Origin of the sequence: Luteibaculum oceani (assembly GCF_007995015.1) — a bacterium.
GTDB lineage: Bacteria > Bacteroidota > Bacteroidia > Flavobacteriales_D > Luteibaculaceae > Luteibaculum > Luteibaculum oceani.
In genome coordinates, this window is the sequence record NZ_VORB01000006.1 from 187,822 (window position 1) to 203,000 (window position 15,179).

The window sequence follows — 15,179 nt, forward strand, 5'->3', positions numbered from 1 at the left end:
GGAAATCAGACAAACTATTAAAACCCTTCGAAAGCGCCCAGCCCAAACAGAGCATAATCGTATTTAATAGGATCCATTTTGTCTAAATTTCTAAGGTTGTGGGTAATTTCATCCACCGCCTTCCAGTCGCTTTGTTTTCTGTTAAGTAGACCTAATTTTCTAGATACATTCCCGGTGTGAACGTCCAACGGAAGCATTAAGTCTTTCGGTTCAAGGCATTTCCAAATTCCAAAATCTACGCCTGTAGATTTGTTTTTTCGCACCATCCACCTGAAATACATGTTTAAGCGCTTAGCTGCAGATCCCTTGCTGGGGTTTGCTATATGCTTTGCCGTTCTTGGAAGGGTTTGTTCAAAGACAAAGAAATGGTGCAATCCTACCAATTTCTCCTTTGCACCGCCGGGAAACTGCATTAAAAACCTATCTATGCTACCATGCATTTTAATTAATCTGGATAATCGTTCTGTTATAAAAATGGCATCAATACCGTTCATGGTTCTGTGCACAAAGCGATCTAAATGATTAAACTCTTGCGGTTTTGCGTGCATTAAATACTGGTAAGGCGTACCATCTAATGCTTCTACCCACTTTTGTGCGTTTTTAATGATTGTGGGACGCTGTCCCCAGGCAATTAAAGCTGTGAAAAATCCTACAACCTCCTGGTCCTTGGGGTCTGAAAATTGATGTGGAATTTGAATTGGGTCACTGGGAATAAATAATTCTGGATTTCCGTATTGCTCGGCCTTTTCGTCGAGAAAAGCTTTTAATTCTTGCCCAATTTTCATGCTGCAAAATTATAAGATTAGTCAAGGTTTTTACTGTTTCTAAATAGTATTCAAGAGGTCACTCCACTAAATAATTAAACTGCAATCAACTGCAGTTATATCCAATTAATGAAGTCGCTTTCAACGCTTTTATTCTGGTTCGCCGGTCTAGTTCTCTATGCGCAAATTCCTCCGGATCCAAGTTCATGGAAATGTCCAGATCCTTCATCAGGAACCAACCTAGATAGGCAAATCAGAGGGCTTTATGTGGATGAATTACTTCCTGCTTTGGATCTTTATAATTACACCTTTTACAAGGATATGATTTTCCGTAAAAAAGGGATTTTAGGGAACCGAGAAAACGAGGAGGCGCTGTTGTACTATGCACAACTCCACGATTTTACCTACCTCGTCCTTTTTGATGTAAAAAAAATATTCGAAAAATCCTTTGAGGATTTCTACCCCAAAAGGCAACAGCTTTTAAGTCAGCTAAATGATTTTATTGCCCGGGCTAATGACCTTGGTATAGAGGTGGGATTGGCTTTTGAGCCAGAACACATTATAAGGTCCGAGGATTATGAGAATCCAAATCAAAACATCGTTGTTACCCAGCCAGAAATAAACCCGGCAGATATCTTAGCTCTATGCGGAGATCTCCCAAAAAGGGATAGGGATTCGCTTTTTGCAGTTTTGGAAAAAAGAGGGCCAGGCAGCGGATTTTATAAAGAAGCCTATGCTATGGCGGCGATCGATCAATTTAATAGAACTTTTAAGAAAACATATAAACCGCAGGCAAAGCGAAAGGGAAACAGAGATTTTACTGTTGGGATAAAGTCGGTAGTAACCGAATACGAGTGGTGGAACATGGCCGACCGTGAGCCTGAATCTATTGGCAAATGGAGCTTGAACGGTCCGGATAACATATTTAAGGTGTTTGTGGATTTTATGAAGCTCATGCACGCATTTGCTGGAAATTCACACGGGAAGGATATTGCCTTTCATGTGTATCAAGGTCCCATGCCCACTGTTTCCAAACGATTTAGGAAGGACCCAAATATAGAGACCGTAGAGGATTATTATAATGATATAGAAGACGTACAACCCGATGACGATTATCCCTATTGGGAAAACTGGTTGGCTCAAATCGTGTATTTCGCTGATAGAATTTTTATGACCAACCACTACAGACCACATGAAATAGACCTGATATACCAATCAAAACAATCTATTCATCAATCGTTAATCATCCTGCGAGAAACGCGGTCGAAACGCGAGGAGTATGGGGACGATTATGAAATGGAGATAGCCTCTATGTTTTCGGCAGAGACTAACAGATATGTGAATTCAGATGAAGCAGGTAGACACAAAGGAAACCTTTGGGGCGACCGGGTTAATTCGGGTCCTAGTAATGGTGGGGAGAGTATTTACAAGCTAGAGGAGAGGTATAAGGATTTTTGGGGTTACGATAAGAATGATAATGGCGAAATCGAAGAATGGGAAACCTATGAAAGGGAATTTCTTCATTTTGTTGGTTCCCAGTGGTTTAGTTATTCTGTGATGCCGCACATGGTTTACAGTATGCAAAATCCTTTTCACAGTAAGTATCGCCTATCTAGCCATAATATCGATGGGATAACTGGTGAGCGCTTTAACTATTATCCAAGCAAGAAAAAGGAATTTATTTATCTCGAGGTGCACAATCCAGATAGGATTATAACCAAATTGGGCGCACCCCAGGATTTAAACACCGCAGGAAATATTTATGAGTGGAATGAAGTGAAGCTAAAGCCTAACCAGGAGAATTATGGTTTTAGTCATGAAAAAATGATTCCAATTCCAGATAATGCCAATCCAGTATTACGGGTCTGGAATTTTCCGGAGCAGCGCTATTTTATGGTTTCATCAACCGATGAAATGGGATGTAAAACATATTCGGTGCCGGTAAAAGTAATTTTCAGGGATAGCTCGCTGTATATCAGGGACGAAAAAGATTATCCCAATCCTTGGGTAGAACCATACGAGGGAGCTAACCCATGGCAAAGCCCAGATATTTGGGTAAATCAGGAGCCAGATCACAATACTGCAAAAGGAGCTGAGCCTGGGGAGATTATTAAGGGTTACGAAAATTATATACACGTGAGCGTGCATAATCCGAGTGCAGAACCCAGTTTAGGTTCGGAATACCTGGAATTGTATTTCTCGCGGGTGGATCACTACAGTGTTTGGCCGGAGCGTTGGTTGAAATATTACCCCAATGCAGATACCCTTTTGGGGGATAGGGCGCACAATACGCTTGTTCCCATTCCTGTTATCCCGCCATTTTCTGACACTACACTTTCTATTAAATGGGAGAATTTGCCTCATATAGACACCAGTTTAACTAGTGATTCTTTGGGCTATCTTCAAAATAGAAGGTTTGGTGTATTGGCGCGTATTTTACGTTCTGAGAATGGTCCCACTTATGGTATGTCTTTTCCGGAGGGTACAGAAATGTTGCAAAATGTTAGAAACAACAATACTATTGCGCTTCACGAAGTAATGGTAATAGACTCTAGTGAGATTGTCAAAACGCCATCGGGTTTAGTCTGGGTAGGGCAAAAGAGTAAAAACATTTACTTGTATCCCAATCCAGCGAAGGAAGCGTTTGCCATTGAAATTCCTCCTTACTCAGGTGAAATGAGTGTGGAAATAATCAATACGCTGGGGCAAATGGTTTTCCAAAAAGGGGTGGTTGTCGGCAAAAACACAATTACGCCTCAAAAAGAACTAACACCAGGTTACTATACGGTAATTGTGGTTACCAGAGGCGGTCAGGTATTGTATCGGTCTAAATTACTATTTACTGGTGGTTAAAACTGTAGAACGCCATCTCTTAAAACCAGTACACGATCTGCAATTTGAGCCAATTTTTCGTTGTGCGTAACCACGATAAAGGTTTGGGTGATGGATTCTTGAAGTTCTTTAAAAATGTGGTGCAGTTTTTCAGCGTTTTCTGAATCTAAATTCCCGCTGGGTTCATCTGCAAAAACAATATCCGGTTCGTTGATGAGTGCCCTTGCAACAGCAGCCCTTTGCCTTTCACCGCCTGACATTGTGCTGGGTTTTTGATCTTTTTGGTTTGAAATTCCCAATAAGTCTAATAGTTCCAGCGCCTTGTTTTCAGCCTCTTTTTTAGCTTTTCCCGCTATTAATGCGGGAAGCATAATGTTTTCAATAGCAGTAAACTCAGGGAGCAACTGGTGAAATTGAAAGACAAAGCCTAAATGGTTGCTGCGGAAGGCGGCTAGTTGTTTTTCTTTTAATTGGTATGGGTTGGATGAGCCATTGAAGAGAACCTCACCATCTGAGGGTTTTTCCAAGGTCCCTAAAATTTGCAACAGCGTGGTCTTTCCAGCTCCACTTGGGCCTGTAATAGATATGAAATCCCCTTTGTTTATGGTTAAATCTAAAGGTTTTAAAACCTGATTATTGCCGTAGGATTTGCTTATGTTTTTGGCTCGCAGTAACTCCAATTGCTCTATTTTTTCGCTAATCTAGTGATTGAGAAAAATATACTCACCAAAGGGGTTTTGAATTTGGCTTGGATAAATTACTTTTGGCTCGCAATTAAGCCAATAGCCAAAACATGAATTTACACGAATATCAAGGAAAATCTATCCTTAAAAGTTTTGGAGTTGCTATCCAAGAAGGAATAGTTGCTCACACCCCAGAAGAGGCAGTAGAAGCTGCAAGAAAATTAAACGAAGATACCGGTACGGATTGGTGGGTAATTAAAGCTCAGATTCACGCTGGTGGTCGCGGAAAAGGTGGGGGAGTAAAACTTGCCAAGAGCCTTGATGATGTTAAAGAAAAAGCTTCGAACATTATCGGAATGAACTTAATTACTCCTCAGACATCTGCTGAAGGAAAGAAAGTTCATAAAGTGCTTGTTGCACAGGACGTATACTACCCTGGTGAAAGCGAAACTAGCGAAATTTATATGTCGGTTTTACTTGACAGAGCTAAGGGACGTAACACCATTATTTATTCTACCGAAGGTGGAATGGATATCGAAGAAGTTGCTGAGAAAACGCCTCACCTTATTCACAACGAAGAGGTAGATCCAGCAGTAGGATTATTGCCTTTCCAAGCGAGAAAAATCGCTTTTAACCTTGGACTTAGTGGGCAGGCATTTAAGGAAATGACCAAGTTCGTAACAAAGCTTTACAAAGCATACGAAGGTTGTGATGCTTCTTTATTTGAAATTAACCCAGTACTTAAGACTTCTGACAATAAGATTATTGCAGTTGACGCAAAAGTAACTTTAGACGATAACTCATTATTCCGTCACCCAGATTACGCAGCAATGCGCGATATCACTGAGGAAGATCCGATTGAGGTTGAAGCGGGTGAAGCAGGACTTAACTATGTTAAACTTGACGGAAACGTTGGGTGTATGGTTAACGGTGCTGGTTTGGCAATGGCTACCATGGATATCATCAAACTAAGTGGTGGAGATCCAGCCAACTTCTTAGATGTAGGAGGTACAGCAAATGCAGAACGCGTAGAGAAGGCCTTTAGAATTATTCTTAAAGATCCTAACGTAAAAGCCATTCTTGTAAATATTTTTGGTGGAATTGTTCGTTGCGATAGAGTAGCACAAGGAATCGTTGATGCCTACAAAAACATTGGAGATATTCCAGTTCCAATTATTGTTAGACTTCAAGGAACCAATGCTGTTGAAGCGAAGGAATTAATTGAAAACAGCGGTCTAAAAGTTCACTCTGTAGTTCTTCTTAAAGAAGCTGCTGACAAGGTTGGTGAAGTTTTAGCTTAATATTTTTTCAAGCATACTTTAAAAATCCTTCCGTTTTGGGAGGATTTTTTTTTTTTGCCTAAACCTCGCTCGATTTGAAAATGTTTTGACACTCATGAAGAAAATCGAGGGATAGAATTAAATAATCGAGTCTTATCTCGGACTGTTTTAAATTAAAGAAAGAACTAGCCGAAGGAATGCGCATAATTGCTCGAGGAATTCCCCCCTTATATTTTCCCTCTTTTATTTGAGCACGAATAATAAAAGAAGAACTGGCATATAGGGAATTAATAATCTTCGCTTTCAGTTGAGTATTATTTTCTAAAATCCAATAAGCATAAGCCAAGGTTAAGCCTTTTGCTGCCGTTTTAAAAGTTAGTCCTTGCAAATCGTAACTTCCGTAAAAGGTAGAATTCGAATCCTCTAGAATCTGTTTTTCCAAAGTCATTTCTACCATTTTTTGGGTGTGTGCTTTTATATATTCTAAATCATAGTTGTTTATACCTGGGGCGGAAGGATAGGTTTGGATAAACTTACGGTAGGCCATTGTAATCCAGTTATCGATATTTGATGACTGGTTTTTAATATTATCGTGGGCGTAATGGTTTAAAATGCGGTAAGCAAAATCCAACCAACTTTTTTCTTGGGTGTACTCATAGTACTTTATTAGAGCAAAAGCGGCCATTCCAGCAAAGCGCAAGGGGGCTATGCCTGCAATGGAATCGGTTTGCGTAGGGATATATTGCGCTGCCAACCCTCCCGAATCTATCTCCATACTTTTAATGAAGTTTGCTAATCCATTTAAGGTGACCTTAGATGTGAAATTTGGCTGCGTTGTTTCCATTTCCACCAGGGCAGCTAAGGCAATTCCAACTGCCCCTAGCTTAACCTTTCGAATATTCTTTTCGTGAGATAAGGAGTAACTATCTATCCATACTCCAAGGCAGTCTGAGCAAATATTAGCCTTTGAAATACCCTCACCTTTAAGGTGATTTGCCGCCTTTATTAATTCTTGTTTGTGCGATGTTATAATTGGATGATTTCCATGTCGAGAAAGGGCTTCTACGGTTGCAGCGTGCCAAAGTATGTTTTGATGGTCTGGGGTGGGGAGTGTACTATCGGCAAATACCTTAAAGGTTAATGATCCATCCTCGCTAATCCGGTTTACCAAATGCTGCGAAACACTTTTAATGGCAGTCTTTGTTCCCAAGGTTGAATCCATGCTATTGCAAGAAATTAATAGCAAGAAATAACTAGCGAATCCTAGTAAGAATTTTGAGGAGGGAGTCATGGTACGAAAGTAATCGAATGTTATAAAACACCGAATAACATTAGCGTTGAAATCACAAAGCACAGTCCGCTGATGAGGTTAGACCAACGTTGGTGATTAAATTTCAAGGCTAGTTGCAATAAGAATAAAACGATAAAATAAACAATGGCAATAATTATTTGTCCGACTTCTATCCCAAGATTAAAAGCCAGAAGAGGTAGGATTAAATCAGAATTTATTTCCGTGAACATTGCTCTAAAGAAATTTGAAAATCCTGCCCCGTGAATGAGACCAAAAACCACCGCGATAAAATAGTTCCAATTTACATTACGCTGTTTCAGTCGTTTGTAAAAAACAATATTGCTAAGGGCAGTAAGCATTATGGTAATTGGTATCAAGGTTTCGATAAGGTCTTGGGGGAGTTTTAAAATCTCCAATCCCGCCAGGATTAAAGTAATGGAGTGTCCTACCGTAAAAGCTGTAAGGACAATTAATACGGACTTTAAATTTTTAATTTGATATATAGCGCAAAGTGCCACAACAAAAAGTAGATGGTCGTACCCATTTAAATCTAAAATGTGGTTAATTCCTTGTTGCAGATAAAAATTAAAATTCATGGTAGATGGTCTGATTTTTGGCGAAGATATAACTTGATTATCAACAAAGGGGATGCACAATTGGTTATATCCAGCCTCGCCATTAACAAAAAAAGACCATCTCAAAAAGATGGTCCTTTAAGTGTTTGGAAATTTACCCTACTACTTTTTAATTACTCGGTGAATTATTGATTTGTCCTTATAGCTCATCATAACCTGGTAGACTCCTGAGGCAAATTCGGAAATGTCTAGGTATAAGTCTTTTTCAAATTCTTTGTACATCAATACTCTTCCCAAAGCATCAATAAGCTGAACACTTTCAATTTGTGTAGTACCCTTCGATGAAATTTGAAGCACATTTTCAACGGGGTTCGGGAAAATATTTATCCCCAACTCCTCAAGTGTGGTATTTACTCCAACCGTAAAACTTATTGATTTACACTCCGTATCGCTGCCACCCGCATTGCTTGCGGTTAAACAAACTTCGTAGGTTCCTGGGAAGGGGTAGGTGTAGCTTGGGTTAGTACTGGTAGAATATCCCAATCCATCCCCAAAATCCCAACTGTAAGAGCTTGCGTTGCTAGAGAGGTTGGTGAAGTTGGTAAGCAATCCATTTTGGACATAACTAAAGTTTGCGTTTGGTTTGGTTGGGCAATTCCAAACCGTTACCGCGTTGCTAACTTTTATGGTGTCTGTTCCTTGTGGGTTATAGCTAACGAGATACACATAAAACTTTCCAAGGCTATTGTACAGAACATCAACCGTGTCTTTTGTGGAGGTCGATGGCGAGCCACCTTCAAAGAACCACCGAACCGAATCTGCAAATTGAGAGAAATTGGTGAAGCGCAATCTTTCACCTCTACACACAGAGTCGTTATCCTGGCGGAAATAGCTAACTGGGAAGTTACACTTGGTAACTCTAACTGTCATGGTTGATGTATCGCTTCCGTATGCGTTGTAAGCGATAAGCTGCACAGAGAATGTACCCGTTGCCTGGTATTTCACTTTTTGTTTGGTCTGATTTGATATCTGTGGGTTTCCTCCCTGGAATATCCAGTTTACGGAATCTGCATTGCTCGCATTGCTGGTAAAAATGATTTCACCGCCTTTACATATTTCGTCATCCGTGTAGGAGATTGATGAAGTAGGAGGGAGACACTCTACGATATCCAGTTGATGCACCTGAGAGTAAACCGTACCACAAGGGCTGTTTGTTACCCTTGCTCTGTAAAAGTAAGTCCCCGCGGTTGCAAAATTGCCGCTTACGCTACTGGTGTTTTCACCAGTAATAGGGTTGTAAGAAACACCTCCATCAGTAGAGATTTCCCAGGTTATCTGCCCCAGAGATCCTTCTAGGTTTAAAACAAAGTTATTTCCAGTGCAACTGAATGATGGGCCGTCTATATTTCCTTCTTCGGGTAATGCTGTGGCCACCACCTGTTTTATTGCCGAGGTATCGGGAGTACAAGTTCCATTGGTGGCAATAACACGGTAATAGGTAGTTGTAGCATGGTTAGAAATGTTTAGCGTGGCATTGGTTTCACCCGCAAGTTCCACCCAGTTTTCTTGATCATTGGAAGCTATCCATTGAAGATTACCAAAAAATCCAGTGGTATTAATTGAGCCCGAACCATTATTACAAATGGTGTCTACCCCAGATATGCTCCCAGGAACAGGTAATTTATCTACCGAAACTAGTAGTTCATTTGAGAAATCGGTACCACATCCTCCTGAGGTATGGTACACTCTATACCAAGTATTTTTATCTCCGATGGTAGGGTTAAATGGGCTACTAGTGGCTCCAGAAACATTTTGCCATGTTATTCCATCCGAAGATTCTTGAAGCTGAAGTGTTCCGATGTAATTAAAGACTTCCAATTCAATTTCAGTTCCCTCACAAACCTGAGATGGTCCGGTTAGATTACCACCCGAAGCATTTGGGGTAACATTAATTTTAACGGTATTGGAAGTGTCTATTAAACAGCTGGCCACTTGTGCGAGCTGACGAATCCAACTACTGGTATTGATTACTATACTTATGGATTCATCATTTTCGTTCCCAATTTCATTCCAGTTTTCATTATCCTCACTTATTTCCCAAGTGAGGTTTCCTTCGGTGTCCGATGTATTAAGGGTAACTAAATCTCCTTCGCAGATATCTAACGTAGTGGGTAAGCTGCCTGCTACAGAAACTTGGTATGGGCTTACCTCGTGTTCATTAGAGGTCTTTTTACCACAGTATTCCGATGATACAATAACTCTAAACCATGTTTTTTCACTTATTCCAGGGGGGGTAAGAATGCTGGAATTTTCGCCAGCTAAATTATTCCAAGAACCTGAAGCTGTTGAGTCTTGCCATTGAATATCTCCAACAAATGAACTAATATTTAATTGGAAAGATTCGTTGGTACAAACTTGTTCTTCACCTCCAACTACACCTAATTCGGGTTGAGGTCTGATGGTAATCTCCAATTGATCGCTGGTGTCGGTACCACAAAACTCTGTGCTGGATATGGCTCTCAGCATAAAATCCTCGGTAAGATTGTTTAAAGTTAGGCTAGAGGCTGTTTCTCCAACTACTTCGAACCAATCTTCCCCGTTTTCACTGGTTTCCCAGTGTAGCGTGCCATTCCAATCTGTTAGGTCAAAGGTGCCGCTTTCTCCAGCGCATATATCTGTAGCTCCGGTTATCGGTGAAATGGACGGAGTTTCATTTACCAACACTTCGTGGATATTGGAATAGATCCAGCCACAAGTACTCGAACCCGATTTAACTCTGAAATAAGTAGTGACGCTGAGGTTATTCGTGGTGTAGGAATCGCTATTTGCATTAGCAATATCATTCCAAGTGCCAGTTGCAACGGAATCTTGCCACTGAATACTACCGTCGGTTACACTTATTTCTAATTGAATAGAACTTCCGCTGCACACCGAGTTTTCCCCAACCACATCACTCATTTCTGGAGTTGGAATAATAGAGACCAATCTAATATTCGATGTGTCCGTACTGCATTTTGCAGTAGAACTAATAAGTCTAAAACTAACGTTTTCACTAATGGGGTTAGAGGAATAGGTTGTTGCATTAGCACCAAGTATATCCTTCCAATCTCCGGAGGCCAATTTTTGCTGCCACTGAAGATCTCCAAAGCTTTCATTGGTTCTTAACTCTAGTATTGACTCAGGGCAAATTGTAGTGTCGTTTCCAATAAATCCTGCCAGTGGATTATCGAGTGCATTAACAGCGTGTACAGGGCTATAAACCACCGGACATGGAGCATTATCATACTTCACCCTAAACTGGATGTTTTCCTCTATTAGGATGTTTTCCAATACCCGGCTTGTGGCTCCCGATATTTCCTCCCATGAAGATCCATCTATGGTTCTTTGCCAAACAAGGTTTTCTTGGGTTTCAACTTCTAAAGTTATGCTAGATCCGATACAAGCTTCAGTAGGACCATTGATGCTGGAAGGATCGATCTTTTCCACCACGCTGATGAATACTTCATTAGAAAAGTCGCTACCACATAAGTCGGTAGATGCCATTAATCTGTAATAACTGCTGTTATTAGCGGTTACGGTAAGCATAGCGGTGGTTTGGCCATTAAGATCGTTCCAAGTTATTTGGTCGTTGCTTTGTTGCCATTGTAAGTTGCCGTTGCTTGCATCGCTGCTTAGCGTTAATTCCGAGCCTTCGCAAAGGGTTTGGTCATTACCGATATTTCCTGCTTCTGGTAACTCTTGAACTGAAATTTTTACCGGAGAGCTACTTAGGCCTCCACAATTTGCAGTTGAAATAGTAACTCTATACCAAGTGTCTGAATTAAGGGCGGGCGTATTATAGGTTTCGTTAATGGCGCCTGCAATGTTTTTCCAGCTTCCATTGCCAATGCTGTCTTGCCACTGAATATTTCCACTGTAATTTTCTATAGTTAAGGAGGTGGAAGTCTCCTTGCAGATTTCATTTGCCAGCGCTGAAATTGTCCCGTTCTGTGGAATAGGGTTAACAACAATCTCATGTCTCGGTCCTATTTTTGAACCACAACCAGAAACGGTATTTACCAATCTATAGTAAGTGGTTTCGGTAGGAGTAACTGCAATGTTGTTAGTGTTGGCACCGGGAATGTTGTTCCAAGGAGAGCTAGCGCTACTGTCTTGCCATTGGATTGTACCTAGGTAGGGTTCTGCAACGGATAGGTTGGTTGAATTACCATCACAAATTTCGTTTTCACCAGAAATAGCAATTTCCTTAGGGTTTGGGTTAACCGAAACCTGAGCACTTGCAGCATATTGGGAAGGACAAACTCCTGAGCTTAATTCTGCTCTTAGGTAAAATCCAGATGTAATGTTAGCCTGGGCAATAGCCGGTCCAGTCTCGCCAGCCAGGTTATTCCAAGTACTATTATCTGTAGATTTTTGCCATTGGATATTTCCTTCCTGACCTCGTAATTCAATAATTAAGCCTGATCCAGAACAAACGGTGGTATCGGTTTGAGATTTTCCGGCCCAAACTGCCCCACCTACTGGAGATGGGTAAACGGTAACTGCGTGCGTTGCTGATGTTGCAGAGCCACATGTGGTAGTTGAAATGGCTCGGTAATATTTACTTTCAGTTAAGTTATCAGCCGTTAGTGAGGCGCTTGTTGCTCCAGCGATGGGAGTCCAGGTAATGTTGTCGTCGGACTCCTCCCATTGGATACTTCCCTTGTTCTCAGAGAGGCCTAGCGTTAGATCATCTCCTTCACAAAGCTCTGAATTTCCAGCAATGGTTCCGGCCATTGGGTTGGGTAGAACTTTTACGGTGTCCTTTTTTGTTAAGGTATCTGGGTCGGCAGCACCGAAGTAGCTTATCAGGCTAACACTATAATCACCTTCGGTGTTATAGGTAACTTCGGGATTATCGGAAGTAGAAGTGGATGGAGATCCTCCTGGGAATAGCCATTTAATAGAATCTACATTGCTGCTTTGGTTTTCGAAGGTAATTGTACTGCCTTCGCAAATTCTATTGGTGTCTTGGGTAAATGCCGTGGTACCTCCGGCTACACTAACCTTAGCTCCTGGAGAGTAGTAAATACATCCACCTTCTTGGCTAACCCTTACTCTATAATATTTAGTTGTGGTGGCAATTCCTGATAAGTCGAATGCATTTTCACCAGGAATATCCGACCAGTTTAAACTATCTGTAGAGCTTTCCCACTGAACGAACCCATCGAAGTTCGCCGCATTGATAGAAAATGGATCCGCTGGCATTACAGACTGCGATAGGGGAGAAACCGTTGGATCACCGATATCGGAAGACCATACCGCGTTAAATCCATTATGTGTTGTCACAACATTCGAAACAAATTGAAGGGTGATTGAGCCACCAGATGAAGAAATTATGGTGGGCGGGTTTGTATTATCGAAAACTCCTAAGGATGGAGCATTTTCATCAGGACCGTCGAAAATCTCGAGGTAATCCGTTAGTACTTCCCCCGGAAAAGTTTGCCTTGGTTCTACGTCAAACTCTTCGAAATTAAGTGTGATGCTGTTAGCGTTTGATGGGGAAATGGTGTAGATAAAGTCTTCACCGTTTCCATAAGGATTATTTTCTCCTCCTGAGTCGGTAATTCTTCCCCGACATTTTTCCGTGCTTCCATCTTTCATACAATCCACAACTTTTATATAAGCCATGGAACTTGTATCTGGTGGACAAACACCACTGGTTATGATATAGCGGTAAAAGTTTCCTTCTGTTGTGCTTGGGGTGTAGCTATTGTTATTGGCTCCGGCAATATCCCCCCAGATTCTACCAGGAAGGCTATCCTGCCATTGAAAGTTGCCTCCAACATGCATGCTGGCACTAATTGGACCTGGGCTATCGCCATTGCATATGGTTTGCCAAATTGGAGAAGCATCGCCGCCAACGGAATGAGGGTCAACTTTTACTTCAACTACATTTCCAAAATTATCGCAGTCTTCTTTGTGAACTTTTAGTCTGTAATAAGTGGTAGTTGTAAGCGGTCCGGTGTTAAAACTAGCGGTTGTTTTTCCCGCAATATCATTCCATGATCCTCCGGCAATACTGTCTTGCCATTGAAGGGTGGCTAGATTGTCGAAACCACTTACACTTAAGGTTGATTCATCGTCTTTACAAATTCGATCTGGGCTGGCAATGGCAGTTCCCGGTTCTGCCAGTTGAGTAACATTTACCTTGGCAATAGAGCTTACATCTGATGCGCAAGGGCCACTTTTTACTGTTGCTCGGTAAAACAAGTTATCTGCAGGAGATACCACCAGGGTATTGCCCGTTTCACCCGTTAGGTTGTTCCAAGACCCCGTTCCAGTGGTAGACGATTGCCATTGAATATCCCCATTTTCTAAATCTAGTGTTATGGTAGCGTTTTGAAACCTACAAATGGTTTGTTCTGCTGGGGAGGAAGTTCCACCCTTAGAGAATTTGAAAACCTTTATTTCCACTACGTTACTGTACTGGGCAGGACATACGCCACTTTTTATTCGAACTCTGTAATATTTTGTGCTGCTTAAATTTCCTGTGCTATAAGTTGTTCCCTGAAAGTTGATGTTATTCCAAGGTCCAGTGGCTGTGTTTGCTACTTCCCAGTTTAATATACTTCCAGTGTGGCCAGAAATAGAAAGTGTGGTTCCCGATTGCTCACAAATTTCGTTGGCTGCGGCAATTAGGTTACCAGGGTTGGTACTTGGATCAATATTGAATTTAATGAGGTTAGAATAGGCGCTTCCACAATTGTAATTGTACTTGGTGTTAACCCTAAGCCAGTAACTACCTGGAGATAAGGTTGTGGGAGTGTTATAGGATGTAGTTGTAGAGCTACCGGAAGCGTTGCTGAAATTGGTTCCATCTGTAGAAATTTCCCACTGGTAGGTGTCTGCATTACTTCCTGTAAGGGTGTAGTTAATAGAGGAACCTTGGCATATAGTTTGGTTGTTGGCTTGGTTAATTGAGCCTGGATTTAAAGGAGTTTCTGGACCTTCTTTTACCACAAACCTAAATTGGGGCTTGTAGTTTTCGTTTATATCAGTAGTGGTATTACACATGTCTTGGGTATCGCTGTAGTAACCCATCATGTCGTTATTGGTGCCAGCTTGATTATAAGTCCTAACCGTTCCGGAATTATTGAAACTGTAATTGTTATGGGGCCAGCATATTTCTACCAACAAGTTATTTCCATTCCAAAAGAAATTATTGTTGAGGGTAAACATGTTCCAGCTATTGGCTACATCGTTGAAAGTTCCATTCCAAACCGTTGTAAGTCCACCTTGGTAATTGGTTGCATCGGTGGTATTGGTGTTTTTCAGCTTAATAGAATAGTTGGGAATGTTTACACCATTGGCTTGCACAACGTAGAACCCTAGTTGAGAAATAACACCACATTCAATTCCTGATGCCTTAAGTTCGGATGCGGTATAGACAAATTGAAGGCGTCTACTTTCGTAATAGGAGCTATTGGGACTTTGGCCGGTAGAATTGGAAGTGGCTGTTCCCGCTCCCATTGTAATGGTGGTAGTTTGAGCTAAAGAAAAAATAGGCGCTAGCAGCACTAGCACTAGTAAAAGTGGGTAAAGTTTCTTCATGTAAGCCGGTTAAAAAATTTCAGGGCTGAGAGGTTATTTCAACAGCGCAACAATTTAGGCAGATAAGGGCTGCAAATTGAACTTTTACTAGGGCTTACATCGAGCTTTTGGATTTAAATTGAACTCGGTTGGGCTTTATTGAGAAAAGCAGAATATCCGTT

The 15,179-nt window shown here is 41.2% G+C and carries 7 protein-coding genes; 2 read left to right on the forward strand and 5 right to left on the reverse strand.

The genetic code is table 11. From position 1 onward, the window contains the following. Positions 1-17: 17 nt before the first annotated feature. Positions 18-785, reverse strand: a complete 768-nt coding sequence (locus FRX97_RS08065; RefSeq protein ID WP_147014689.1) for a TIGR02757 family protein — start codon at positions 783-785, stop codon at positions 18-20. Positions 786-893: 108 nt separating this feature from the next. On the opposite strand from FRX97_RS08065, the gene FRX97_RS08070 reads away from it, so the two are divergent. Next, positions 894-3,617, forward strand: a complete 2,724-nt coding sequence (locus tag FRX97_RS08070) for a T9SS type A sorting domain-containing protein (protein WP_147014690.1) — start codon at positions 894-896, stop codon at positions 3,615-3,617. Here FRX97_RS08070 and FRX97_RS08075 read toward each other — a convergent pair. Further along, the gene (locus FRX97_RS08075) at positions 3,614-4,276 is read right to left on the reverse strand and encodes an ABC transporter ATP-binding protein (protein WP_147014691.1); all 663 of its coding nucleotides are present in this window, start codon (positions 4,274-4,276) and stop codon (positions 3,614-3,616) included. The genes FRX97_RS08070 and FRX97_RS08075 overlap by 4 nt on opposite strands. Before the next feature lie 113 nt (positions 4,277-4,389). On the opposite strand from FRX97_RS08075, the gene sucC reads away from it, so the two are divergent. Beyond that, entirely contained in the window at positions 4,390-5,580 is a 1,191-nt protein-coding gene (gene sucC, locus FRX97_RS08080; RefSeq protein WP_147014692.1) for an ADP-forming succinate--CoA ligase subunit beta, read from the forward strand. A 58-nt stretch (positions 5,581-5,638) separates the two neighbouring features. Here the strand turns inward: sucC and FRX97_RS08085 are convergent, their stop codons facing one another. The 3 genes from FRX97_RS08085 to FRX97_RS08095 form a co-directional block, all read right to left on the reverse strand. Beyond that, entirely contained in the window at positions 5,639-6,781 is a 1,143-nt protein-coding gene (locus FRX97_RS08085) for a hypothetical protein (RefSeq protein ID WP_147014693.1), read from the reverse strand. A gap of 89 nt (positions 6,782-6,870) precedes the next feature. Next, positions 6,871-7,446 carry a HupE/UreJ family protein gene (locus FRX97_RS08090; RefSeq protein WP_147014694.1) on the reverse strand — a complete coding sequence of 192 codons (576 nt, stop codon included), beginning with the start codon at positions 7,444-7,446 and terminating at the stop codon, positions 6,871-6,873. Positions 7,447-7,587: 141 nt separating this feature from the next. Next, positions 7,588-15,018, reverse strand: coding sequence for a PKD domain-containing protein (locus tag FRX97_RS08095; RefSeq protein WP_147014695.1), 7,431 nt, complete (start codon positions 15,016-15,018; stop codon positions 7,588-7,590). Positions 15,019-15,179 lie beyond the last annotated feature (161 nt).

Bases quoted from the DNA above. Each gene is read 5' to 3' on its own strand.
- sucC (WP_147014692.1), top strand. From the start codon at position 4,390: ATGAATTTACACGAATATCAAGGAAAATCTATCCTTAAAAGTTTTGGA.
- FRX97_RS08085 (WP_147014693.1), bottom strand. From the start codon at position 6,781: ATGGATTCAACCTTGGGAACAAAGACTGCCATTAAAAGTGTTTCGCAG.
- FRX97_RS08090 (WP_147014694.1), bottom strand. From the start codon at position 7,446: ATGAATTTTAATTTTTATCTGCAACAAGGAATTAACCACATTTTAGAT.
- FRX97_RS08065 (WP_147014689.1), bottom strand. From the start codon at position 785: ATGAAAATTGGGCAAGAATTAAAAGCTTTTCTCGACGAAAAGGCCGAG.
- FRX97_RS08095 (WP_147014695.1), bottom strand. From the start codon at position 15,018: ATGAAGAAACTTTACCCACTTTTACTAGTGCTAGTGCTGCTAGCGCCT.
- FRX97_RS08070 (WP_147014690.1), top strand. From the start codon at position 894: ATGAAGTCGCTTTCAACGCTTTTATTCTGGTTCGCCGGTCTAGTTCTC.